Origin of the sequence: Bradyrhizobium sp. KB893862 SZCCT0404 (assembly GCF_018130885.1) — a bacterium.
GTDB lineage: Bacteria > Pseudomonadota > Alphaproteobacteria > Rhizobiales > Xanthobacteraceae > Bradyrhizobium > Bradyrhizobium stylosanthis.
The window spans coordinates 364,887-387,715 of sequence record NZ_JAFCLT010000008.1 but is presented as its reverse complement, the minus strand read 5'-3'; the positions used below and the strand labels follow the sequence as shown (position 1 = coordinate 387,715).

Below are 22,829 nucleotides of genomic sequence, written 5' to 3'. Positions count from 1 at the left end.
AGGGAACGCGTCCAGTCTGAGGTGAAGTTCGGGCCCCAAAATCTGTGGTTGAGGCCCTAAAGCCCTTCGACGGAGTGAAGTCGGGCAGAATCACCATGCTGGAGAACGAGCCGGGCACGGAGACGGAAGGCGGGCTGAAGCGCTGGCTCGAAGGCATCGGCCTTGGTCACTACGCCGATCTCTTCGCCCAGCACCGCCTCGATCTCGATGTCATGGGAGACCTGACCGAAGCCGATCTGGTCGAGCTCGGATTGCCGCTCGGCGACCGCAAGCGGCTCCAGCGTGCCATGACCGCCCTGTTTCAGGCTGAAACGGCAGCCGCACCGGCCACGGCGGGGCGCCCGCAACCGCGGACCGAGGTCGGGGCCGAGCGGCGCCAGCTCACCACCATGTTCTGCGACATGGTGGATTCCACCTCGCTCTCCGTGCAGTTCGATCCGGAAGACGTGCGCGACATGATCGCGAGCTTCCGCGAAACCTGCGTCCGCGTGGTCAAGCACTATGAGGGCTTCGCCGCCCGTTTCGTCGGCGACGGCATCCTGGTCTATTTCGGCTATCCGACCGCGCATGAGGACGATGCCGAGCGTGCGGTGCGTGCCGGGCTCGAGATCGTGCGGGTGCTGTCGACCGCGCGCGCGATCGAGCCGCGCGGCGCGCTCAGCCATTCGCCCGCGGTGCGCATCGGGATCGCGACCGGCCTCGTCGTGGTCGGCGACCTCGTGGGACAGGGCACCGAAGAGCGCGACTCCGCGGTCGGCGAGACCGTCAATCTCGCGGCGCGGCTGCAGGCCCTGGCGCCGCCCAACGGCGTCGTGATCTCCGCCTCGACACAGTCGCTGCTGAAGGGGAAGTTCGACTACCGCAGTCTCGGCGTCCATGCCCTGAAGGGCATCTCGGAGAAGGCGCAGGCCTGGCACGTGGTGCGGGCCTCGCGGGTGGAGACCCGCTTCGCCGCCGCGATGGGCGCGCGGCTGACGCCGCTCGTCAACCGCGAGGAGGAGATTGCGCTGCTGATGGGGCGCTGGCAGCAGGCCAAGGATGGCGACGGCCAGGTCGTGGTCAAGTTCGGCGAGCCCGGCATCGGCAAGTCCCGCATCATCCAGGAGATCTTCGAGCGGATATCGGGCGACCGGCACGGCCAGGTCTCGTTCCAGTGCTCGCCCTATTACACCTCCACCGCGTTCTATCCATTCGCCGAGCAGCTCAAATTCTCGCTCGGGCTCGACCGCGAGGATGCCTCCGCGATGTCGCTGGCGAGCCTGGAGACCGCGATCGCCGCCGCGCATGGCGACATCGAGCAGGTCACGCCGCTGTTTGCCGCGCTGCTGTCGATTCCGACCGGCGATCGCTATCCGCCGCTCGACCTGTCGCCGCAGCAGCAGAAAGACGCAACGGTGGCGGCGCTGGTCAGCCATTTCCTGGGTCTTGCCCGCGACATGCCTATCGTGATCGCGTTCGAGGATCTGCACTGGATCGACCCGACCTCGCGCGAGGTGATCGATCTCCTGGTCGACCGGGTGCAGAACCGGCCGATCCTGGTCATCATCACCGCGCGCTCCGAATTCCAGCCGAGCTGGAACGCGCATTCGCACATCACCACCCTGGTGCTGAACCGCCTGAGCCGGCAGCTCCGCACCACGCTGGTCGAGCGCGTCGCCGGCCGCGAGCTTCCCAAGGAGGTGGTCGAGGAGATCATCGTCAAGACCGACGGCGTGCCGCTGTTCCTGGAGGAGCTCACCAAGACCGTTCTCGAATCCAACCTCCTGACCGAGCGGCATGGGCGCTACGTGCTGTCCGGCCCGTGGCGGCAGCTCGCGATCCCGGCAACGCTGACGGATTCGCTGATGGCGCGGCTCGACCGGATGGGGCCGTTCAAGCGGATCGCGCAGATCGGCGCCACCATCGGCCGCGAGTTCTCCTACGAGACGCTTCAGACCGTGGCCAATACGCCGGCGGAGCAGATCGTGGCAGCGCTCAACCATCTGGAGGAGGCCGGGCTGATCATGCGGCGCGGCCATCCGCCGGACGCGCTCTACTCGTTCAAGCACGTGATGATCCAGAACGCCGCGCATGCGAGCCTGTTGCACAGCGAGCGTCGCAAGCTGCATGCGCGCATCGCGCAGGTGCTCGCCGAGATGTATCCGGAGAAGACCGATCGCGAGCCGGAGCTCTTGGCCCATCACCTCACCGAATCCGGGCAGAGCGAGGGCGCCGCCAGCTTCTGGCTCAAGGCCGGCAAGCAGGCGGCCAGGAGCGGCGCCAATCTGGAGGCGATCGGCCATCTGCGCCGGGGCTTGAGCGTCGTGCAGGCCAATGCGCGGATGCAGGGCGCCGACGAGATGGAGCTCGAGCTGCGCATCGCGCTCGGCAACGCGCTGATCGCGGCCAAGGGCTATGCGGTGCAGGAGGTCGAGGAGAACTACATTCGCGCGCTCGAGCTCGGCCAGCAGCTCGACGATGACGAGAAGGCCTTTGCCGCGACGCGTGGCCTGTGGGTGTGCCACTTCATCCGCGCCGATCTCACCCGCGCGCACGATCTCAGCGTCGAGCTGCTGAAATTCGCCAAGCGCGAGCGGCTCAACGAGCGGTCGCAGCCGGCGCAGCAGACCGGCTATCTGATCGAGGCGCATCGTTCGATCGCGATGACCATGCTCTATCGCGGCCGCTTCGCCGCCTCGCAGCACCACCTGCACCGCTGCATCAATCTCTACAGCCCGGACCTGCATTCCGATCTGATGGAGCGGCACGGCACCGATCCCGGCGTGGTTTCGCTGTCCTATCTCGGCTATCTGCTCTGGTTCCTCGGCCGGCCCGATGCGGCGCGCCAGCACAGCGAGCAGGCGATCGCCAATGCCGAGAAGATCCGCCATCCTTTCACGCTCGCCTTCGCGCTCGTGTTCGGCGCCTATCTCTGCCAGCATCTGCGCGACGTCGAGGGCACGCGCGACCACGCCAACCGCGCCATGATCATCGCGACCGAGCACAATTTCCTGCACTGGAAGCAGCAGGCCGCGATCCTGCGCGGCTGGGCGCTGGCCCAGCTAGGGGAGGCCGACGAAGGCCTCAGCCAGATGCGCTTCGGCCTCGACGAATACGAGGCGATGGATTCCTGGCTCGCAGGCTGCTGGTTCCGCTGCCTGCTTGCCGAGGCCTACGTCAAGGTCGGCATGCGCGATGCCGCCTTGCGCGCACTGGACGGTGCGCTCGCGACCGCGCGGCGGACCGGCGATCATTCCTATCTCGCCGAGGTCTATCGCCTGCAAGGCGAGATCACGCTGTCGGACGGCGACCCGGCGTCGGTGCAGGAGGCCGAGGATCTGTTCGCCCTCTCGCTGGAGACCGCGCGCAAGCAGGGCGCGCTGTCGTGGGAGCTGCGCACCGCGGTCAGCCTCGCACGGCTGTCGCATCAATCGGGCAGGCGTGAGCATGCGCGACTCCTGCTCGTGCCGATCGTCGGCAGGTTCAGCGAAGGCTTCTACACGCCGGACCTGAAGCAGGCGATGCAGCTGGTCAACGAGCTCGATGCGGACGTGCCGGTTCGCGAACAGGCCAGCGCGGTGAAATGAGCGATCTTGCCGCCGCGCGTGCGCGTTACGTCGCGATGATTGCGAGGCGCGAGCGGATTTCCTCACCCCGCCTGCTCGAAGCGCTCGCCGCCGTTCCGCGCGAGGATTTTCTGGCGAGGGGCCCCTGGCGCATCAAGAGCGAGGCGGCGCGCAGCTATCGGCTGACGCCGGATGCCGATCCCGTTCATCTCTACGACAATGTGCTGGTCGCGATCGACGCACGCCGCAAGCTCGACACCGGCCTGCCGAGCCTGTGGGCGCATTTCATCGATGTGCTCGACGTCAAGCGGGGAAACCGCGTCGTGCAGATCGGCGCCGGCCTCGGCTATTTCTCCGCGGTGCTGTCGATGATGGTCGGCCCCAAGGGCAGCGTGCATGCGATCGAATGCGACGAGCGGCTCGCGGCTCGCGCAGCGCACTATCTGCGCGGCTATGGCAACGTCACGGTCGTCAACGGCGACGGGTGTAAGGACGTCGGCGAGGCCGCCGACGTGATCATCGTGCATGCCGGCTTTCCGCATCCGCATCCGCTCTGGCTCCAGTCGCTCCGTCCGCGCGGCCGCCTGCTGGTGCCGCTGACCCAGCGGGATCGCGAGGGCGCCGCCCTCATGATCACGCGGCGCGGCAAGGGCTTCCAAGCCGAAGCCGTGCAGCAGATCCGGATCTTCCCCGGCCAGGGCCGCGGCGTGACAGCGCTCGACGACCGCGTCGCCGACTGGTGGCAGCGGGCATCAAGCCTCGCGCCGCTGCGCTTCCGCGGGATCGAGCAGGGCCTGCCGTCGGATGGCTAACGCTTCGTTTCATTTTACCTTGATTCCGTTTGTGAGTTTGCAGCGCCGCCCGCCGCCGCTATGAGTGCGGCCTGATCGCCATGCGAGCGCGCCCATGCATTCCGTTGCCCTGCTGACCGCCAGCTACGCCAAGGATATCGAGCGCTTTTCGCTGCTCAGCGAAAGCATCGACACCTGGCTGACGGGATACACGCGGCATTATGTTCTCGTTAACGATGAGGACGTGCCGCTGTTCGAGCGCTTTGCGTCCGACAAGCGCGTCATCGTTCCGGCTTCGCGTTACTTGCCGAAATGGCTGTTCGCGCTGCCGCCGGCGCTCCAGTTCATCAGCAAGCGGCGGGTCTGGCTATCGTTGCTGTCCTCGCCCGTGCATGGCTGGCACATCCAGCAGATCCTGAAGATCGCCGGCGTCCTCAATGCGCCCGAGCAGCGGGTCTGCATCCTGGATTCGGACAATCTGTTCTTCCGCGAATTCGACGTCGGCCAATATGCCGGCGGCGAGAAGACGCCGCTATTCGTGACGCCCAGGGGGATCGACGCCGGCCACCCCTTGCATGTGCTGTGGCTGCGCACCGTCGATCAGCTTCTCGGCGTCAAGGAGCGCGCATTCCCGGCCGACGACTATGTCGGCAATGCGCTGGTCTGGGACAAGGACGCCGCGCGCGCGATGACCGACGCCATCAAATCGGCGACGGGCCTGAACTGGACCCTGGCGCTGTGCCGGAAGAAGAAGTTCTCCGAATATCTGCTCTACGGCAACTTCGTCGCCAATTCGCCGGAGTATCTGGCGAGACATCGGGTCACTGAAGACAGCGTCGCCGTCTCGCACTGGGACGACACGCCCCTCGATCGTCCGGCGATCGAAGCGCTGATGCATGCTGCTTCGCCCGAGCAGGTCGCGCTCTGCATCCAGTCCTATTCGTCGACCTCGATCGACGACATCCGCGACGTCTTCCGCCTCAGCTCGCGCGATCGCCGGAGCCCGAGCCTGTCTCCGGACCACATGGGGGACACACCCGCGTTCGAGACGCCGAAGACGCGCTAGACTCAGGCGTCCCTGGTGAACTTGCTGATGACGTCCATGAACGGCTTCGGCTTGAACTCGCCGTCGAGCGGCAAGGGCCGGTTCGGCTGCTTGTCCTTGCGGGCGAAGGTGCCGTTGATCCAGCTGTAGCGGTCCGAGAGGCCCCAGGTCAGGATCGAGCGCACCGGTCCGCTGGCCGAGATCGCGGTCAGCAGATCGTCGACCCGCTTGGCGACGATGGCGTCGCGCTCGGCGGGACTGCCCGTCAGCTTCTGGTCGTCGACGTCGAGCTCGGTGACGAACACCTCGAGGCCCCAGGAGCGCAGCTCGGTGACGAATTCGGCAAGGCCATGCGTGTCGATCTCGAGCTCGGCATGCAGGTGCGATTGCAGCCCGACCGCATGCAAGGGAATGCCCTGGTCGAGCAGCTCCATGATCAGGTTGCGATAGGCCGCGCGCTTGGCGATGAAGGAGTCCTTGGCCGACTCGATGTCGTATTCGTTGATCGCGAGCTTGACGGACGGATCGGCCGCGGCCGCGGTACGGAAGGCCAACGGAATCCAGTTTTTTCCGAGATGTTGAGCCCAGAACGTATCGCGCCGGTCGCTGATCCCCTTTGGATTGTCCGGGATCGGCTCGTTGACGACGTCCCACGACGTCAGCTTGTCCTTGTAATAGGACACGACAGTGCCGATGTGGTCGAGATAGGCGCGCTCGACGCCCTTGCTATCCTTGATCTGCTTGGTCCAGTCCGGAATGTCGTGATACCAGGCGAGCGTGTGCCCGCGCATCGTCAGATCGTTCGCCCGCGCAAAATCCAGGATCGCATCGGCACGCTCGAAGGCGAAGGTGTGCGCGTCCGGCCGCAGCATCGGCCATTTCAGCTCGAGCACCGGCACCACCTGCGTGCAATAGGTGCTGATGGCTTCGCCGAGCCTGGGATCGGCTTGCAGGTCCCAGAGCGTGGCCGCTGCGCCAAAACCCTGACGGCGCTGAGCGAGTTTCGAGGCCGGGAGGGCTGATGCGGAGGCGCCGGCCGCGAGCGTTGCGGCGCTGCCGAGGAGAAACTGGCGCCGGTCGAGCCGCGTCACGCGTGACGCTGCATCGCAGCTTCCGCGATCTCGTAATAGTGCAGCGCGCCCTTCTCGAGCGTCAGGTTCTCGACCACATAGTCGCGCGGCGCGAAATCGCCGGCGCTCACATGCGACCAGAACGCGCTCCAGCCGGAAATGAAGCCGGCCGCATCGGTGAAGGTCATGCCGCAGCGCGCGTCGAAATAGGGCACCGAGGACACGCCGCCTTCGTACTGCACCTTGTGCGGAAAATACTTCGGGTCCTGCCATGGCCCGCCGCGGTCCCACGCGAAGACGGGAACGCCGCTCGACAGCGCCTGCTGGCATGCGATGCCCTGGCTCTCGTGCTCGCACAGGAAGATCATGCTGCGGCAACGCGCCAGCGCCGCCTTGTAGTCGGCTTCCTTGTAGTGACCGTAGCGGATCACCTCGACCGTGCGGCCGCTGGCCTCGAGATGCCGGCGGATCGGCTCGATCAGGTCGGGCTCATATCGGTCGTAGTCCCAGCGGACCTTGTCGTAGAGTAGCACGTCCACGCTCTTGCGGTCGGCCGGCGTCGGCGTCCACAAGTCGGTGTCGATGCCGACGGGCCAGGCGTCGACATGGGGCCAGTGCGGACGGAACATGTCGGCATACCAGGCGCACGGCACCAGCACGCGCTTCACCTGCAGCTCGTTCAGCCGCTCCGGCGCATCGACCGGGTGGTCATACATGGCGACGCCGAGCAGGAGCGGGTTCTTCCACTTGAACCAGTCGAGCACGAACGGCCGCCCGATGATGCAGGCGAGTTCCTCCGGGTGCTTCTGGATGTAGCGATAGTCGTTGACGCGATAGCGGATGCCGAGCCGGTCGAGGCCGGCGCACAGATTGAGGAGCACGCGCCGCTGCCCGCTGATGAAGGACTCGCCCTTGACGAGCCGCCGCAGCAGCGGCCGGATGTGGCGGTCACCGGGAAACCAGCGGTCGTCCCGCTCTTCGAAGAAGAGGTTGAGGACCATTCTCTCGCGCCTTTGCGTGCCGAAATCCGCCGGAACCAGCGGAGCGTCGGTGCCGCCATGCGGCCGGGAGGTCGGGTGCGCCCGCGTTCGTTCGGCAACGTCCATGTCAGTCACGTCCACGCATCGGAGGGGTCGGGCGACCTTCTGATATTATTGCTTCTTTTCTGTGATCCCGACGGTCGCTTCAAGGACAGGGCAAATTTAACGCTAACGCGCGATAACCGCCGGCACGTTTCATTCGCAATCCGATTTGCAGGCATATGCGACTATCTTGGCCGGCGCTGGCGGTGAGTTGCGGATGCCGCAGCAAAGGCCAATTGCTTTAACGCTCCGTTAATCATCAAGACGCCGCCGGTCCCGGGCTCGCATGCTGAACCGCCATTTCTCGATCTATCTGGTGGCCTACATCCTGCCGGCGGCGGTGGGCTTCTTCGCGGTCACCGCCTACACGCGGCTGCTGAGCCCGGCGGAGTACGGCGTCTATGTCGTCGGCATCAGCCTTGCCGGCATTCTCGGCGCGATCTTCTTTGCCTGGATCAAGCTGTCGGTCTCGCGCTATCAGGCGATGTCGGCGGAGGTGGACTTCCGCGGCACGGCGATGGTCGCCTTCGGCCTGACGGTTGCGGTGCTTTGCGCCACCACGCCGCTGGTGTTCCTGTTCCGCAGCGATGTCAGCGTCGGGCTGCTGCTCGCCAGCATGTTCGTCGCGATCATGGCCAATGCGGTCGATGTCGGCCAGGAGTTCGAGCGCGCCAAGCTGCGGCCTTATCGCTTCGCGGCGATCTCGATCGTGCGCAGCGTGTCGAGCGTGGGCTTCGGCCTCGCCGGCATCTGGCTCGGCTGGGGCGGCATCGGCCTGCTCGCCGCGTTTGGTCTCGGCTCGCTCGCCGGCATCATCCTCAATCTCGTCGGCGACCGCACCAGGATCGCGCGCTTCGAGCGCAGCCAGTTCATGCAGCTCGCGCGCTACGGCCTGCCGCTGACGCTGGCCGGCCTCTCGGTCGCGCTGTACTCGAGCTGCGACCGTCTCATCGTCGCGTATCTCCTCGGCAAGGATGCCGCCGGCATCTTCGGCGTCGCCGCCGACCTGCCGCGCCAGTTCATGGTGATGATCGCCTCCAGCGTCGCGGCTGCGACCGTGCCCTTGGTGTTCCGGTCGCTGTCGGAGAAGAACAACGAGGTCACGCGCGAGCGGCTGAGCGAGAGTCTCGAGCTGCTGCTCGTGGTCGTCGCGCCGGTCGCGATCTGGCTGGCGCTCGCAACCGACCAGGTCGCGGGCACGCTCGTCGGCGTCGACTTCCGGGCCGGCGTGTCGGCGCTGTTGCCGACCCTGGTGCTCGCCCGCTTCTTCGGCATCGCCAACCAGTTCTACGTCCAGATCAGTTTCCAGCTTGCCGAGCGGCCCTTTATGCTGGCGGCCCAGTCGTTCCTGACCTTGGTGGTGAGCGTCGCCCTGATGTTCGCACTGGTGGCGGGCTACGGGCTCTATGGCGCGGCGCTCGCAACGCTCGCGACCGAGGCGATCGGCCTCGTCGTCGCAATCGTCCTGATGCACCGGGCCCATCCCGTGCCGTTCGAGGCGAGCCGGCTCGCCGGCGTCGCCGCTTCCGCCGCGGTGATGGCGGCCGCGATCCTGCTGGCGCGATCGCAGGTCGACGGTACCGGCTTCATTTCGCTGACCGTGGTGAGTCTCGCGGGCGGGTTCGCCTATGTGGCTGCGGCCTGGCTGCTCAACGTCGCCAATGTCCGCACCCTGTCGCTCCGTTTCCTGAGCCGCTTCAACCGGAAGGCGGTCGGCGCTTAGCTACCGCCGTCGGGCAGGGGGCTTGCTGCACTGCTCCGCCACCGGTCCCCGGACATTGTGCCGCAGCGGAAGACCGCCAGCTCCGGACCAGCCATGGCCCCGGCCGCCCTTCCGCCCGTGCGGGCGGTCGTATATGAGAGATTGGCCGCCGGAACGGGCCGAATCTCGCCACAGACGGAACGTATGGCGGCTGTGATTTCTTAATTTAGAGGTCGCAATCTGACATTTGACCGGACGCGCGGACTGGCATTTCGACCGAGGATGGCATGAAAAACCTGAAGACAACGGCGCGATCCACCGTGGCGATGCGGCGTTGGGGGCCTCCCGGAATTGTGACATTGGCCGCAATGGTCGCATTCGCGGCGCTGGGCCCGGCGACCGCCGCCAAGCAGACACGCCAGGTGGCCGAGCAGGTGGCGCAGCGCGAGGCCGGCGAGCCGATCATGGCGATCGTGTCGATCAAGAGCCAGCAGGTCACCTTCTATGACGCCGAGGGCTGGATCCTGCGCGCGCCGGTCTCGACCGGCACCACCGGGCGCGAGACGCCCGCTGGCGTCTTCGCCATCGTCGAGAAGGACCGGGATCACCGCTCGACCATGTATGACGATGCCTGGATGCCGCACATGCAGCGCATCACCTGGAACGGCATCGCGCTGCATGGCGGCCCGCTGCCCGGCTATGCCGCCTCGCACGGTTGCGTGCGCATGCCGTTCGGCTTCGCCGAGAATTTGTTCGACAAGACCAACATCGGCATGCGCGTGATCATCTCGCCGAACGACGCCGCGCCGGCCGATTTTTCGCATCCCTCGCTGTTCGTGCCGAAGCGGGAGGCCATCGCGGCGGTGCCGAGCCGGGCCGACAAGCTCTCATACGAAGCCGACGAAGCCACGCGGGCCTCCGACGAGGCCAAGAAGGCGGCGGCCGCGGCCGCGAAGGAGGCGGCTTCGCTTCCGGCGTCGCTGCGCAAGCTGGAGCAGCAGAAGTCCCGCGCCGATGCCGAGCTTGCCTTCGCCGACAAGACGCTTGCAAACGCAAAGACCGACCAGGCCCGCGCCAAGGCCGAGGAGCTGAAGCAGAAGGCGGCCGCGAAGGCCGCGGATGCGACGACGCAGCTCGATGCCGCCAAGGCCGCCGCGCAGCCGAAGCGCGACGCCGTCGCCGCGACGAAAGAGGCGGCGAAGGTGGCCGCGACGAAGAAGGCCGATGCTGTGAAGGCCGCGACCGATGCCAAGCTCGCGCTCGAGCCGGTGTCGGTCTATATCAGCCGCGCGACGCAGAAGCTTTACGTGCGGCGGAACACCCACAAGCCGGCGCCGGATGGCGGCGGCGAGGTGTTCGACACCAGCATCGAGGTGCCTGTCACCATCCGCAATCCCGACCAGCCGCTCGGAACGCATATCTTCACGGCGATGGCGAGGTCCGACGCGGGCCTGCGCTGGAGCGTGGTCACGATCGACAGCGGCGACGACGCCAAGAACGCGCTCGACCGCATCACCATCCCGCAGGACGTCTGGGATCGCATCGGGCCGACCGCGCTGCCGCGCTCGTCGATCATCATCTCCGACGAGCCGCTGAGCGCCGAGACCAACTACCGCACCGAGTTCGTCGCGGTGCTGAGCCACCAACCCCAGGGCGGCTTCATCACGCGCAAGCCGACCGCGCCTCCGATGGACGTTGCCAGCGACGACGGCTGGGACAATGGCGGCAACGGCTTCGGGTTCTTCTACCAGCAGCGCGATCCATACGTGCAGCCGGCCAATCCGCGCCGCCAGCGCGGCCAGTACCAGTATTTCCAGTCGACGCAGCCGATGCAGCGGAGCTGGTGGTAGCGCGCGACCGGGCTGATGCCCGGCGCTAGCGGCGCGCCTCGATCACGATCGCCTGGATCTTGCCCTCGACCGGTCCGGACCCGTGGCGCGTCCGGATCGCCTCGGCGACGATATCGGTCGCGGCCTGCAGCCTGCTCGCATCCCGCGCCTCGATCTCGCTGCGCAGCGGCGTGCCCTGGCAGAGTGCGATCGCGACGTATTCGGCCGACGGCGCGCGGCTGATCTCGGTTCGGGTTTCGATGCTGATGTCGCGGAAGCCCGCGCGTTCGAGATCGGATCGGATGACGGCCTTGTCGTGATAGCCGTGCGGCGTCCGGATCATGAAGCGGGGCGGGTCGTCGGGAAACATCCTGCCGAGCGCGGCCGTTGCCTCGGCCGTGACCTCGTTGTCCTCGATGCGATCCCAGACATTGAACACGAACGTGCCGTCCGGCTTGAGGACGCGCTTCATCTCGCCGTAGGCCTTGACGCGGTCCGGAAAGAACATCGCGCCAAACTGGCAGCACACCACGTCGAACTCGGCGGCGCCGAAGGGCAGGGCCATTCCGTCCGCCTGGCGCCAGGTGATGCGATCATCGTCCGCCTGGCGCTGCGCGGCGACCGCGAGCATCGGCTCGTTCAGGTCGGTCGCGACGTAACGAACCCCGCGCGGCAGCGCCGCCGCGACCGCGCGCGTCACGGCGCCGGTTCCCGCCGCGATTTCGAGCAGCACGGAAGGCGAGCGGGCCGCAATGCGCCTTGCGAGGTCCTCCGCATAGACGGAGAAGATCATCGGAACCAGATATTCGTCGTAGAGCTTTGGAATCGAGCCGGCGAAAACCTTGTCAGTGCTGGACATGCTTGCCTCGCTGCAGGTTCGGACGCGAGGCCGCAAATTAGCATGGTTTCCCGCTGGCGCCAGCGAGGGCGCGATCCTGCCGGCCACCGGCGCTATTGTCGCGAGCCGCCGACCTCGCGGATCGGCCGCGTGCCGTCCCAGCTCAACGCCGCCTGCCGGACCTTCTCGAAGAACGGGCCCTTGGTGCCGCTGATGTCGGAGATCTCGATGATCGTGCCCGGATGCGCTTGCGTGTCGAAATAGGCAAACCGTCCCTTGTCGCCGCCGATCTGGCCCTCGTGGCCGATCCTGTAGCCGAGCCCGAGTGCCTTGTCGTAGAGCGCCTGGTAGTCGTGGCTCCAATACGACATGTGCTGCAGGCCTTCGTGCCCGGCGTCCAGGAATTCCTTGTACAGCGACGGCGCGTCGTTGCGCTGCTGGATCAGCTCGATCTGGAGATCGCCGGAATTGGCCAGCGCGATGCTCATCTCGACGGCGGAATCCCGGCCGCGATGGCGGAACCAGTCGGTCTTGACCCGGTCCATGTAGTACCAGGGGCCGACGCCCATCACCTCGATCCAGTGCTTCATCGCAGCGTGGATGTCCCGCACCACATATCCGTTCTGGCGCACCGCGCCGAAGATGCGGCTCATGCCCGCGCTCCCATTGTCTGCTTGCTCATTTCACCTCGATGCCGGCGTCCTTGGCAACGTGCTTCCAGGCCGCGATGTCGCGCGCGTTGATATCGCGCTGCTCCTCGCCCGTGACGAATTGCGGCGTGATGCCGAGCTTCAACAGCTTCTCTTTCACCTCGGCATCGCCGAGCGCGTCCTTCAGTGCGGCCGACAGCTTTTGCGCGACCGGCGGCGCCAGCCCCGCGGGCGCATACATCGCCCAGGACAGGCTGCGGTCGAACTGCACGCCCTGCTCCTTGTAGCTGGCGACATCGGGCAGGCTCGGCGAGCGCTCGCCGCAGGCGGCCAGCGCCTTGATCGAGCCGTCCTTCACCAGCGGCGTTGCGGTCGCAACGTCCAGCGTCGCGAGCGAGATGTGGCCGCCGAGCAGGTCGCCGGCCAGCTTGGCGATGCCGTTGAACGGCACGTGCTCCATCTTGATTCCGGTCTGCTGCATCAGGATCTCCGCGCAGAACTGCCCGGTCGAGCCGACGCCCCAGCTGCCGTACTGGACCGGCTCGCCCTTCCTGGCGAGCGCGATCAGGCCCTTGATGTCGTTGGCGGCAAAATCCTTGGTCGCCACCAGGATGATCGAGGAGACGCCGACACGGCCGATGGTCGTGAAGTCCTTGATCGAATCGTAGGGCAGCTTTGGATAGATCGCGGGCGCCAGCACATGCGTGGTCATGCCGCCGACGGTGATGGTGTAGCCGTCATTCGGCGATGCCGCGACCATCTGCGTGCCGAGCGTGCCGGCCGCTCCCGTGTGGTTCTCGATATAAATGCTCTGTCCGAGCGTCTTGCCCATCTTGTCTGCCAGCAGCCGCCCGACCACGTCGCCGCCGCCGCCGGCCGCGTAGGGCAGCAGCATCTTGATCTTGTGCGTGGGATAGGCGGCGGGATCCTCCGCGCGGGACGGCAGCGTGGCCGACAGCAAGGCGAAAAGCGAAAGCGTGACGGTGCGCAGCATCATGTTGGCATTCCCTAATCTTCGAAACGAAATCTGTAGGCATCGCCGTGCCTGATAACGCGGCCTGCGGTCGGTGCCGGAAAATGGCCGGTGAGCAGATAGCTTGGCGTGTCCGCGAGTTCTTCAAGCAGCGCCATGCGCGTCGCGACCGCGGCGGCCGGATCGACATCGGCGGCATTGGACAGCCACGGTGCGGCACACTGGATCGGATGGTGGATGACGTCGCCGGACATGACAGCGTGATCGTGGCCGCCATTGAGATGGATCTGCATGTTGCCGGCGGTGTGGCCGGGCGCCGGCGCGAAGCGCAGGGCCGCGTCACGATCGCTGAACAGGCGATGGTCGGTTTCGACGAGTTCGGCGAGGCCCGCGGCGACCACCGGCAGCACGGAATCCGCGAACGAACCGTGGTTGACCGGGCTCTTCGGCGCGGCATTGTGCGCGGCCTCGAAGTGCCGGTACTCCTCGCGCCCCATCAGATAGCGCGCGTTCGGAAAGGTCGGCACCCAGCGGCCGTCGAGGAGACGCGTGTTCCAGCCGACATGATCGACATGCAGATGCGTGCACATCACGAAGTCGACCTCTTCGGGCTTCACGCCCAGCGCCCGCATGTTTTCCAGATAGGGCTGGTTGAGATCGTTCCACACCGGCACACGCGGCCGCTTCTTGTGGTTACCGCAGCAGGTGTCGACGATGGCCGTCCAGCGCGGCGTGCGGACGAGATAGGAGTGATGGCTGAGGATGAAGCGGCCGGTCTCCGGCTCGATATAGCGGTGATCGAGCCAGCTCCGGTTCTCCGCGATCACGGCGTCGGTGACGTTGGCGAACAGCCAGGTCTTGTCGAACGCAAGTGCTGGGATTTCGCTGACGAGATCGACCCGCATGCTGCCGATTGTGACCTGCCGCATGCTTCAGTTCTTCAGGAGATCGCCGAACGGCACCCAGCGCGTGCCGTCGAACCGGATCAGCTGCAGGCTGGTCATCGGCGTATAGCGCTCCGGCGAGTTGTTCACCGCCGTGCCGTTGATCAGCATCGGCAGGCGCACGTCCTTCAGGCTGGTCGCCTGCTTCATCACATTGGCGCGGGTGAGGTCGTTGCCGGAGGCTTTGAGCACCGTCACCAGCGTCTGCGCGATTGTGTAGCCATAGACGTTGAGCCAGTCGCTCTTGTTGGCGTCCGGCAGGTACTTGTCCATGAACGCCAGCCATTCCTTGTACCCGGCATCGTCCTTGTTCCCAGGATCGGTCGCGTCCTTGAGGTACTGGCTGGAGATGACGCCGGTGGAATTGTCCTTGCCGGCGGGCTCCAGCACGCCGCTGATCGAGGCCGAGACGTTGGAGATGATGGTCACCGGCTTCCAGCCGATCTCGCCGATCTTGCGGATCGCCTGCGCCGCGAATTTCGGCGTCGCCGCCACCAGCACGACATCGGCGCCCGCTGTCTTCAGCTGCAGTATCTGCGTGTCCACCGTCGGCGCGGACGTCTCATAGGCCGCACGTGCGACGATCGCCTCGCCGCTGCCCAGGCCTTCCTCGAGCGCCTTCAGATAGTCCTTGCCGAGATCGTCATTCTGGTAGAGCACGCCGATCTTCGCATTGGCGTGGCTGGTCTTGATGAACTTGGCATAGGCGATCGCCTCGTCGCGATAGGTCGGCTGCCAGCCGACGGTCCACGGAAAATTCCTGGGGTCGTCCCACTTCGCCGCGCCCGAGCCGAGGAAGAGTTGCGGCACCTTGCGGTCGTTGAGATATTTGTGCACGGCGCTGTTGGTCGGCGTACCGACGCCGCCGAAGATCAGCAGCACCTCGTCGCTCTCGACCAGCTTGCGCGTCTGCTCCACCGTCTTCGGCGGGCTGTAGGCGTCGTCCGCGATGATCATCTGGATGCGGCGCCCGTTGACGCCGCCGTCGTCGTTCACCTTGCGGAAATAGGCTTCCGCGGATTTCGCGATCTGCGCGAAGGCCGAGACCGGGCCGCTCAGCGGCGCGGTGGTGCCGATCTTGATGGTCTTGTCGTCGGCGCCGGGATCGTATTTGGCGGTTTGGGCGGAGGCAGCGCCGGCCGCGAGCAATGGCAGCAGGATGCAGGCCGCACGAAGGCGAAGGCGGGCAAAGCGCGCCATGACGTCGTCTCCCCAAGATTGCTCTCCGCCTCTCTGAGGGCGGAGTTGAAACGCGAGAACAGCGCCCGAAGCAGGCTTGCGGGCGGCGACCGTTGCCGCCAGACTGGCGAAACGAACGATCGTTCGTACGGTTGACTAGCGAACGATCGTTCGTTAGTCAAGTCGTATGGCTGTCCACACCTCCAGCGCGGCGGAAGCGGCTGCGCCCACGACGCGGGAGCGCATCCTCACCGAGGCGCTCAATCTGTTCGCACAGAGCGGCTATGGCGGCGCCTCGATGCGCGAGCTGGCACGCCGCGTCGGCATCCGCGAAAGCAGCCTCTACAACCATTTTTCCGGCAAGGCGGCGATCCTGGAAGCGATCGTCAGCGAGCACGGCCCCGCAAGCTCGGCGAGCCGTCTGGAAGAAGCGCGCTACAAGCAGCTCGCGCGCCAGCCCGCCGCGTTCTGCCGGCAGTTCGCGCTCGACCTCGTCGAGCAATGGTCCGATCCGCGCGAGCACCAGTTCCAGAAGGTCATCACCGCCGAGCGTAACCGTGTGCCCGGCATCCGCGCCAAGTTCGCCGACCATTTCTACGCGCGCGAGCAGAGCATGATGACGGATTACTTCCGCGGCTTCGCGCTTGCCGGCCTGATCTCGACGCCGGATCCGCGCGAGACCGCGCGGTTGTTCGCGGCCGGTCTCATCTATATCCGCCTCGAGCATTACGTGATGGGCGCGGCGCCCTCGCCACGGCCGAAGGTGATCGAGGCGATCGACCGCTATCTCGCCTTCTTCCTGTCGCTGATCGCGGCAGGCAACGACACCGGCAACAAGAAACGAAAGCCCAAGGGAGAAACGCGTGGCAAGGCTGCCCCTGATTGATCCGGAGACGACGAGCGGCGATATCCGCGCCTCGTTCGACCGCATGCCGGTCAAGCTCAACATCTTCCGCATGATGGCCCATGCCGAGGCCAACATGATCCCGGCGATGCGGCTCGGCAATTCGATCCTGCACAAGCAGAAGCTGTCCGCGGTCAACCGCGAGCTGCTGATCCTGCAGGCCGCGCAGCTCGAGGGCGGCGCCTATGAATGGCGCCAGCACGTGCCGATCGCGCTCGGCGTCGGCTGCACGCAGGGCCAGATCGATGCGGTCGAGCGCGCGGACTACGATGCCGCCGCATTGAACGAGGCCGAGCGCGCCTTGCTGAAGTTCGGCCGCGAGGTCGTCGAGAACGTCCGCGTGTCCGAGCCGACCTTCGCCGCCGCACGAGAGCATTTCAGCGAGCAGGAGATCGTCGAATCCATCGTCGCGCTCGGCTTCTACATGATGATGGCGCGCCTCACCGAGGCGACCGAGACCGATCTCGATCCCGCGGCCGGCATGAAGGTCTATGACGGCGGCAAGAAGTCGGCCGGCTGAGATGAGCGAAACCGAGAGCAAGCCGGAGCGCTATGTTCGGCCGCCCAGTGCGGAGTCGCTGGGCGAAGCGCCGGGCAGGGGGCGCCTGAAGGGACGCCGCATCCTGATCGTCGGCGGCGGCCAGCGCGTGTTCGACGCGGCCACCGATCCCATCGGCAACGGCCGCGCCATGAGCATCCTTTGCGCACGCGAAGGTGCGAAGGTTGCGGTGGCCGACCTCAACCACGCCTCCGCGCAGCAGACCGTCAAGCACATCACCGATGAGGGCGGTGAGGGCTTTGCGATCACGGCCGATGTCACGTCGGAGGCTGACGTGCAGCGCATGATCGACGAGGCGCATCGCGCCATGGGCGGGCTTGACGGCATGGTGCTGAACATCGGCACTTTTGGAAAGACCGGGCTCGACAATGTCAGCCCCGAGGAGTGGAACAAGATCTACGACGTCAACGTTCGCGGCCCCATGCTGTGCTGCCGCGCAGGGCTGCCAAAGTTCGACAACGGCGGCTCGGTCGTCTTCATCTCCTCGATCGCCGCGCTGAAGGCGGGATCGCAGATGGCGGTGTATGATTCATCGAAAGCCGCGCTCGGCGGCCTGATGCGCAACATCGCTCATCTCGGATCGCGCCGCGGCATCCGCGCCAACCTCGTCTATCCCGGCCTCGTCGACACCCCCAACGGCCGCGAAGCCGGCGCCGGCCGGCCCAACCGCGGCAAGGGCCACGTCCCCTTCGGCCGGCAGGCGACCGCGTGGGAGATCGCCTACGCCGTGCTGTTCTTCCTGTCGGACGAAAGCGTCTACGTCACCGCGCAGACTCTCGCGGTGGATAGCGGCCTGAGCGGGATGTAAGGCGAACGTCGTTCGCCAGCTTTGTAGCCCGGATGAGCGAAGCGATATCCGGGACGCTGCTCCCGCATGTCGCTTCGCTCATGCGGGCTACGACTGCTACGCGCCGGGCGGTCCTCATTCCACCCACCGACGTCATCCCCGCGCAGCCGCGAAGCGGTTGTCGCTGCAGGCGCCCACCTTGCGATGAATTCGCATCGCAAGATGAGCCTCGAAGGATGGGCCACGAGCGCGCCTGCAGCCCATCCTTCGAGGCGCGCAAGAGCGCGCATCTCAGGATGACGTCTCGTTCGTGGAACGAATGAGGTGGCAAGCGGTCCCATTTTTCGCGGCGCAGCCACCCCCAGATTCACATTGCACCTTCTAGCCATTCCTTCTAATTGTCTTGGACAAATGACCAAATAAAATGGTCGCGTGACAAGGACGGGAAGCGCAGCATGTCGCAGGCGGACGGATTTGGCTTGGCGGGCGTCATCGGCATGCCCGTGGCGCATTCGCGCTCGCCGGTCATTCATAATTACTGGCTGAAAGCGCACGGCATCCGCGGTTCCTATGTGCCGCTCGCGGTCAAGCCGGAGCGGCTCGAGGATGCGCTTCATGGGTTGATCGCGCTCGGCTTCCGTGGCTGCAACGTGACCATGCCGCACAAGCAGACGGCGATGCCGCTGCTCGACCGCGTCAACGAAACCGCAAAACGCATCGGCGCGGTCAACACCATCGTTGTCGAAGCCGACGGCACGCTCTCCGGCTTCAACAATGACGGCAACGGCTTCGTGCAGAGCCTGCGCGACGCCAAAGCGGACTGGCGCGGCGATGCCGGGCCGATCCTGCTGCTGGGGGCGGGCGGCGCCTCGCGCGCGGTGGTCGTCGCGCTGCTCGAAAACGGCGCGCGCGAGATCCGCATCGCCAACCGCACCGCCGAGAAGGCCGAGGCGATAGCAAGGGAATTCGGCTCCGCAGTCAGCACGGTTGCGTGGGGCGATCGCGGCGCGGCGCTCGGCGATGTCGCGCTGCTCGTCAACTGCACCGATCGCGGCATGGTCGGCAAGGATGCGCTGGAGATCGACCTGTCGCGCCTGCGGCCGGAAACGCTCGTCGCCGATCTGATCTACACGCCGCTGGAAACGCCCTTCCTCGCCGCGGCCCGCGCGCGCGGCTGCGTGACGGTGAACGGGCTCGGCCTGCTGCTCAATCAAGCCCGGCTCGCCTTCAAGGCCTGGTTCGGCGTCATGCCCGAGGTGACGCCCGAGCTGATCAAGGCGATCGAAGCGACGTTCTGAACAGCCGGGGAGCTTTGCGCCATGACGCTGCCGGTATCCCCCAGGATCGACTGCCACATCCACGCCATCGATCCCGTTCGCTTTCCCTATTCCGCCGACACGCCGTACCGGCCGAGCGGACAGGAGATCGCGCCCGCGGCGCAGCTTCTCCGTGTGTTCGACGCCTTCGATGTCCGCCACGCGCTGGTCGTGGCCACCAACACTGGCTACGGCAGCGACAGCCGCATTCTGCTCGATACGCTCGCGCAAGGCGGCGGCCGCTTCAAAGGCGTCGCCGTCGTCGAGAACGACGTCGACATCGGGGAGCTCGAACGGCTGAAAGCCGCCGGCGTGATCGGCGTCGCCTTCAACGGGCCGTTCCACGGCGCCGGCTATTATCTCGAGGCTGCGCCGCTGCTGGAGAAGCTGAAAAGCCTCGACCTGTTCCTTCAGATCCAGGTCGAGCAGGACCAGTTGCTCGACCTGCTGCCGCTGATCGACAAGTCAGATGTGCGCCTGGTGTTCGACCATTGCGGCCGTCCCTCGGTCGCGCAGGGCCTGCAGGGCAGGGCTTTCCAGGCGTTGCTCGCCATCGGCCGCGAGCGCGACGCGCACGTCAAGCTGTCCGGTTATTACAAATTCTCGCAGGCGCCGCATCCCTATGAGGACACCTGGCCGTTCATCACAGCGCTGGTCGAGGCCTTCACGCTCGACCGCTGCGTCTGGGGCTCGGACTATCCGTTCCTGCGCGCCCCCGAAAGGCTCGACTACGGGCCGCTGCTCGCGGTGCTGACTAGGCTGTTCCCGGATCCGGGCGATCAGCATCGCCTGTTGTGGCGAACGCCGGCAAAACTGCTCGGCTTCGACGGATCATAAAAAGAGCAAAGGGGAGGAGAACATCATGAGGCATCTTGCAGGGACGCTCGGCATCGCCGCATCGCTCTGGGCCGGCGCGGCCGGCGCGCAGACCACGGTCTACATTCCCGATGTCATCGAGCTGTCCGGTCCCGGCGCCGTCTCCGGCACCAACTGGCGCGACGGCGTCGCGCTCGCCGTGGACGAGATCAACGCCGGCGGCGGCATCTTGGGCCGCAAGATCCAGACCGAGCATCTGGACACCCAGAGCAATCCCGGCATCTCGCGCGCGCAGGTGCAGAAGGTGCTCGACAAGGATCCCTATGTCGTGCTCGGTCCGATCTATTCCGGCTCGGTCAAGGTCAACATGGCGCTGACACAAGGCGCCGAGATTCCGCAGATCGTCGGCGCCGAGGCCGCCGACATCACGACGCAGGGCAATCCCTGGGTCTTCCGCACCGCGTTCGGCCAGCAATTCTCGATGCCGAAGATCGCCAACTATCTGCACGACAAGCTCAAGGTGAAGTCGGTGGCCCTGGTCTGGGTCAACAACGATTTCGGCAAGGGCGGTCGCGACAATTTCCTGAAGGAGATGAAGGCGCGCAGCATCGACATTGCCGCCGATATCTCGACCGAGCAGGGCCATGTCGATTTCGGCTCCGACGTCATCAAGCTCAAGGGCGCCAAGGCGGATGCCGTGTTCGTCTACACCAACGAAGAGGAGAGCGCCCGCTTCCTGATCGAGGCGAAGCGGCAGGGCCTGTCGACGCCGCTGTTCGGCGAGACCACGCTGCTCAGCCAGAAGGTGGTCGAACTCGCCGGTCCCGCCGCCAATGGCGTGCGCGGCCATGTCGGCCTGTCCGCCGACGCGCCGGTGCCCGCGATCGAAGAATTCACGAAGAAGTTCAGCGAACGCTACAAGTACCGGCCCGACCACAACGGCATCAAGGGCTACACCGCCGTCTATCTCGTCAAATACGTCACCGAGAAGCTCGGCAAGTTCGACAGCAAGGCCTTTGGCGCCGCGATGAAGGGCTTGACGCTGACCCCCGACAAGGCGCCGGGCATGCTGATGGAAGCAAGCTGGGACCAGAACGGCGACATCGACCGCGCCAGCTTCCTCGCCGAGATCATCGACGGCAAGCAGAAGATCGTCGAGACCCTGCCGAAGCTGAAGGGCGGCAAGGGGGAATGACGATCTCCGCCCGCGCCGACCTCAGAGCTCGTCGAGTGCGGCCCATTGCGGCACGTGCGCGGCGAGCTTGTCGAGCAGGCGCTCGAATTCGTTACGCTCGGCCCGCGTAAGGCACGCGAGCATGGCGCGCTCCCGCTCGCGCAGGGCCGGGATGTACCGCGCGTAGAGCGCGCGGCCGGCCGCCGTCATGAACAATTGCTGACGACGGCTGTCGGTCTTGTCGGCGGCACGCCGTATCAGTTTCTTCTTCTCCAGCGCGATGATGCCGCGACTGATATTGGCCTTGAGATGGCCGGAGAATTCGCAGATCTCGCTCGCGGTCACGCCTTCGCGGAAGTTCAGGAAGATCAGGGTGACGATCTCCGGTCGCGTCAGACCTAGCTCCATCTCGATCCGGCGGAACGACGGCTCGCGGAAGAAGTTCAACACGTAGCCCATCCGGTACGCGATCTGGAGCTCGGTCCCCCCGACCACCGTCGCGAGCGGCTCCCGCTCCGGTGGGAGGCCTTTGGTCGTGCCGTTCGGTGACTTTCGAGATGGTCTCATATGAGACTTTCTGGTTGCTTTTCGATCCGGCATGATCTTAACATCGCCGCGCGACCCGCAAGAACGGCCGTCGTCGATAGTTGTGGAGGAACGGATGGAGGCGACGCCGGCCGGGCGGAGCGCTGGAGACCCGTCGCGCGAGCGCGAGGTTCGGTGCTTCTATGCGGGAACGCCGGCGCATCCGGTCTATGTCGATCATGTGCCATCGCCGCGCGCGGCCACGGGCAGGGCGCCCGTCGTCATGGTTCACGGCGGCGGTCACACCGGGACCTGCTACCTGGCGACGCCGGATGGGCGGCCGGGCTGGGCGGTGCGGTTCGCCGCGGCTGGCCGGGATGTATTCGTGCCGGACTGGCCCGGCCACGGCCGTTCGCCGCAGCCGGCGGATTTTCCGCGGCTGGGCACCGCCGACGTCGCCACCTCGCTGCTGGCGCTGGTCGAGCAGATCGGCCCTACCGTGCTGCTGGTGCATTCGGCGAGCGGACCGATGGCCTGGTGGATGGCGGAGCGGCGTCCCGATCTCGTCCGCGCCGTCATCGGCATCGCGCCGGGGCCGCCGGCCAATCTGTTGCGCGATCTGCCCGACGATCCCGCATCTATCCTCGCCTTGCGTGACGACGCCAGCGCCGGTCACCCGGTCTATTCGGATGAAACCATGCCGGTGCGGCTGACGGCGGAGTTTGCTGCGGCCTATTGGGCCAATGCGCCGCGCTTTCCGCAGGGTGCGTTCGAAAACTACTGCCGCTCATTCGCGCCGGAGAGCGCGCGCATCCTGAACGAGCGCTTCAACATCGCCGGCCGCGGGCTCAGGATCGGCGATACCATGCAGCTGCGGTCCACGCCGATCATGATCGTAACCGGGGACCGCGATCCCCGCCATCCGCGCGAGGTTGATGCGGCAACGGCCGGCTATCTCGGCGCAGAATTCGTCTGGCTTCCGGATCGCGGCATCGAGGGCAACGGTCACATGATGATGATCGAGGACAACAGCGACGATCTGGCCGCCATGATCCTGGCCTGGCTCGACGCCGTCAAATGTTGAGATATCGCATCGAGGG

The 22,829-nt window shown here is 66.1% G+C and carries 20 protein-coding genes; 12 read left to right on the top strand and 8 right to left on the bottom strand.

The genetic code is table 11. The features are described 5' to 3' along the window. Nucleotides 1–95 precede the first annotated feature (95 nt). The 3 genes from JQ617_RS29455 to JQ617_RS29445 all read left to right on the top strand — a co-directional run bounded on the left by JQ617_RS29455 (nucleotide 96) and on the right by JQ617_RS29445 (nucleotide 5,402). Entirely contained in the window at nucleotides 96–3,566 is a 3,471-nt protein-coding gene (locus JQ617_RS29455; protein ID WP_212029382.1) for an ATP-binding protein, read from the top strand. Then, nucleotides 3,563–4,357 carry a protein-L-isoaspartate O-methyltransferase family protein gene (locus JQ617_RS29450; protein WP_212029381.1) on the top strand — a complete coding sequence of 265 codons (795 nt, stop codon included), beginning with the start codon at nucleotides 3,563–3,565 and terminating at the stop codon, nucleotides 4,355–4,357. Before JQ617_RS29455 ends, JQ617_RS29450 begins: the two co-directional genes overlap by 4 nt. A gap of 94 nt (nucleotides 4,358–4,451) precedes the next feature. Further along, a complete protein-coding gene (locus tag JQ617_RS29445) occupies nucleotides 4,452–5,402 on the top strand; it encodes a DUF6492 family protein (protein ID WP_212029380.1) in 951 nt (316 codons plus the stop codon). 2 nt (nucleotides 5,403–5,404) lie between these two features. On the opposite strand, the gene JQ617_RS29440 is transcribed toward JQ617_RS29445, so the two are convergent. After that, entirely contained in the window at nucleotides 5,405–6,472 is a 1,068-nt protein-coding gene (locus JQ617_RS29440; protein WP_212029379.1) for an endo-1,4-beta-xylanase, read from the bottom strand. Next, nucleotides 6,469–7,557 (bottom strand): glycosyltransferase, encoded by a 1,089-nt coding sequence (locus tag JQ617_RS29435; protein WP_212029440.1) that lies wholly within the window; start codon nucleotides 7,555–7,557, stop codon nucleotides 6,469–6,471. Before JQ617_RS29435 ends, JQ617_RS29440 begins: the two co-directional genes overlap by 4 nt. 262 nt (nucleotides 7,558–7,819) lie before the next feature. Between JQ617_RS29435 and JQ617_RS29430 the strand changes: the two genes are divergently transcribed. Then, complete coding sequence (locus JQ617_RS29430; RefSeq protein WP_212029378.1) at nucleotides 7,820–9,256, top strand: lipopolysaccharide biosynthesis protein; 1,437 nt, start codon at nucleotides 7,820–7,822, stop codon at nucleotides 9,254–9,256. A gap of 266 nt (nucleotides 9,257–9,522) precedes the next feature. Continuing rightward, complete coding sequence (locus JQ617_RS29425) at nucleotides 9,523–11,085, top strand: L,D-transpeptidase (protein WP_212029377.1); 1,563 nt, start codon at nucleotides 9,523–9,525, stop codon at nucleotides 11,083–11,085. A gap of 25 nt (nucleotides 11,086–11,110) precedes the next feature. On the opposite strand, the gene JQ617_RS29420 is transcribed toward JQ617_RS29425, so the two are convergent. The 5 genes from JQ617_RS29420 to JQ617_RS29400 form a co-directional block, all read right to left on the bottom strand. Further along, on the bottom strand, nucleotides 11,111–11,923 hold the full coding sequence (locus tag JQ617_RS29420; protein ID WP_212029376.1) for a class I SAM-dependent methyltransferase: 813 nt from the start codon (nucleotides 11,921–11,923) through the stop codon (nucleotides 11,111–11,113). 92 nt (nucleotides 11,924–12,015) lie between these two features. Continuing rightward, on the bottom strand, nucleotides 12,016–12,555 hold the full coding sequence (locus JQ617_RS29415) for a VOC family protein (RefSeq protein ID WP_212029375.1): 540 nt from the start codon (nucleotides 12,553–12,555) through the stop codon (nucleotides 12,016–12,018). A gap of 25 nt (nucleotides 12,556–12,580) precedes the next feature. Further along, nucleotides 12,581–13,549, bottom strand: a complete 969-nt coding sequence (locus JQ617_RS29410) for a Bug family tripartite tricarboxylate transporter substrate binding protein (protein WP_212029374.1) — start codon at nucleotides 13,547–13,549, stop codon at nucleotides 12,581–12,583. Between the two features lie 11 nt (nucleotides 13,550–13,560). After that, nucleotides 13,561–14,454 (bottom strand): MBL fold metallo-hydrolase, encoded by an 894-nt coding sequence (locus JQ617_RS29405; RefSeq protein WP_212029373.1) that lies wholly within the window; start codon nucleotides 14,452–14,454, stop codon nucleotides 13,561–13,563. A gap of 3 nt (nucleotides 14,455–14,457) precedes the next feature. Further along, entirely contained in the window at nucleotides 14,458–15,669 is a 1,212-nt protein-coding gene (locus JQ617_RS29400) for an ABC transporter substrate-binding protein (RefSeq protein ID WP_212029372.1), read from the bottom strand. Between the two features lie 166 nt (nucleotides 15,670–15,835). Here JQ617_RS29400 and JQ617_RS29395 point away from each other — a divergent pair, with 166 nt between their 5' ends. The 6 genes from JQ617_RS29395 (at nucleotide 15,836) to JQ617_RS29370 (ending at nucleotide 21,225) form a co-directional block, all read left to right on the top strand. After that, nucleotides 15,836–16,534 carry a TetR/AcrR family transcriptional regulator gene (locus tag JQ617_RS29395; protein WP_212029371.1) on the top strand — a complete coding sequence of 233 codons (699 nt, stop codon included), beginning with the start codon at nucleotides 15,836–15,838 and terminating at the stop codon, nucleotides 16,532–16,534. Next, nucleotides 16,512–17,072, top strand: a complete 561-nt coding sequence (locus JQ617_RS29390) for a carboxymuconolactone decarboxylase family protein (RefSeq protein WP_212029370.1) — start codon at nucleotides 16,512–16,514, stop codon at nucleotides 17,070–17,072. Before JQ617_RS29395 ends, JQ617_RS29390 begins: the two co-directional genes overlap by 23 nt. 1 nt (nucleotide 17,073) lies before the next feature. Continuing rightward, nucleotides 17,074–17,919 (top strand): SDR family NAD(P)-dependent oxidoreductase, encoded by an 846-nt coding sequence (locus JQ617_RS29385; RefSeq protein ID WP_212029369.1) that lies wholly within the window; start codon nucleotides 17,074–17,076, stop codon nucleotides 17,917–17,919. Nucleotides 17,920–18,353: 434 nt separating this feature from the next. Next, on the top strand, nucleotides 18,354–19,196 hold the full coding sequence (locus JQ617_RS29380; RefSeq protein WP_212029368.1) for a shikimate dehydrogenase: 843 nt from the start codon (nucleotides 18,354–18,356) through the stop codon (nucleotides 19,194–19,196). Between the two features lie 21 nt (nucleotides 19,197–19,217). After that, the gene (locus JQ617_RS29375; RefSeq protein ID WP_212029367.1) at nucleotides 19,218–20,051 is read left to right on the top strand and encodes an amidohydrolase family protein; all 834 of its coding nucleotides are present in this window, start codon (nucleotides 19,218–19,220) and stop codon (nucleotides 20,049–20,051) included. A 25-nt stretch (nucleotides 20,052–20,076) separates the two neighbouring features. Then, nucleotides 20,077–21,225 (top strand): ABC transporter substrate-binding protein, encoded by a 1,149-nt coding sequence (locus JQ617_RS29370; RefSeq protein ID WP_212029366.1) that lies wholly within the window; start codon nucleotides 20,077–20,079, stop codon nucleotides 21,223–21,225. 21 nt (nucleotides 21,226–21,246) lie between these two features. Here JQ617_RS29370 and JQ617_RS29365 read toward each other — a convergent pair whose 3' ends face one another. Then, nucleotides 21,247–21,771: a MarR family winged helix-turn-helix transcriptional regulator gene (locus JQ617_RS29365; RefSeq protein WP_249157657.1), complete on the bottom strand. Its 525-nt coding sequence runs from the start codon at nucleotides 21,769–21,771 to the stop codon at nucleotides 21,247–21,249. Nucleotides 21,772–21,865: 94 nt separating this feature from the next. Between JQ617_RS29365 and JQ617_RS29360 the strand changes: the two genes are divergently transcribed. Next, entirely contained in the window at nucleotides 21,866–22,813 is a 948-nt protein-coding gene (locus JQ617_RS29360; RefSeq protein ID WP_212029365.1) for an alpha/beta fold hydrolase, read from the top strand. The last annotated feature ends 16 nt before the right edge of the window (nucleotides 22,814–22,829 follow it).

What these genes read in the sequence shown, in the direction of transcription:
- JQ617_RS29455 (WP_212029382.1), top strand. Translation starts at nt 96, where the DNA reads ATGCTGGAGAACGAGCCGGGCACGGAGACGGAAGGCGGGCTGAAGCGC.
- JQ617_RS29450 (WP_212029381.1), top strand. Translation starts at nt 3,563, where the DNA reads ATGAGCGATCTTGCCGCCGCGCGTGCGCGTTACGTCGCGATGATTGCG.
- JQ617_RS29445 (WP_212029380.1), top strand. Translation starts at nt 4,452, where the DNA reads ATGCATTCCGTTGCCCTGCTGACCGCCAGCTACGCCAAGGATATCGAG.
- JQ617_RS29435 (WP_212029440.1), bottom strand. Translation starts at nt 7,557, where the DNA reads ATGGACGTTGCCGAACGAACGCGGGCGCACCCGACCTCCCGGCCGCAT.
- JQ617_RS29430 (WP_212029378.1), top strand. Translation starts at nt 7,820, where the DNA reads ATGCTGAACCGCCATTTCTCGATCTATCTGGTGGCCTACATCCTGCCG.
- JQ617_RS29425 (WP_212029377.1), top strand. Translation starts at nt 9,523, where the DNA reads ATGAAAAACCTGAAGACAACGGCGCGATCCACCGTGGCGATGCGGCGT.
- JQ617_RS29420 (WP_212029376.1), bottom strand. Translation starts at nt 11,923, where the DNA reads ATGTCCAGCACTGACAAGGTTTTCGCCGGCTCGATTCCAAAGCTCTAC.
- JQ617_RS29415 (WP_212029375.1), bottom strand. Translation starts at nt 12,555, where the DNA reads ATGAGCCGCATCTTCGGCGCGGTGCGCCAGAACGGATATGTGGTGCGG.
- JQ617_RS29410 (WP_212029374.1), bottom strand. Translation starts at nt 13,549, where the DNA reads ATGATGCTGCGCACCGTCACGCTTTCGCTTTTCGCCTTGCTGTCGGCC.
- JQ617_RS29405 (WP_212029373.1), bottom strand. Translation starts at nt 14,454, where the DNA reads ATGCGGCAGGTCACAATCGGCAGCATGCGGGTCGATCTCGTCAGCGAA.
- JQ617_RS29400 (WP_212029372.1), bottom strand. Translation starts at nt 15,669, where the DNA reads ATGGCGCGCTTTGCCCGCCTTCGCCTTCGTGCGGCCTGCATCCTGCTG.
- JQ617_RS29395 (WP_212029371.1), top strand. Translation starts at nt 15,836, where the DNA reads ATGGCTGTCCACACCTCCAGCGCGGCGGAAGCGGCTGCGCCCACGACG.
- JQ617_RS29385 (WP_212029369.1), top strand. Translation starts at nt 17,074, where the DNA reads ATGAGCGAAACCGAGAGCAAGCCGGAGCGCTATGTTCGGCCGCCCAGT.
- JQ617_RS29380 (WP_212029368.1), top strand. Translation starts at nt 18,354, where the DNA reads ATGTCGCAGGCGGACGGATTTGGCTTGGCGGGCGTCATCGGCATGCCC.
- JQ617_RS29375 (WP_212029367.1), top strand. Translation starts at nt 19,218, where the DNA reads ATGACGCTGCCGGTATCCCCCAGGATCGACTGCCACATCCACGCCATC.
- JQ617_RS29370 (WP_212029366.1), top strand. Translation starts at nt 20,077, where the DNA reads ATGAGGCATCTTGCAGGGACGCTCGGCATCGCCGCATCGCTCTGGGCC.
- JQ617_RS29365 (WP_249157657.1), bottom strand. Translation starts at nt 21,771, where the DNA reads ATGAGACCATCTCGAAAGTCACCGAACGGCACGACCAAAGGCCTCCCA.
- JQ617_RS29360 (WP_212029365.1), top strand. Translation starts at nt 21,866, where the DNA reads ATGGAGGCGACGCCGGCCGGGCGGAGCGCTGGAGACCCGTCGCGCGAG.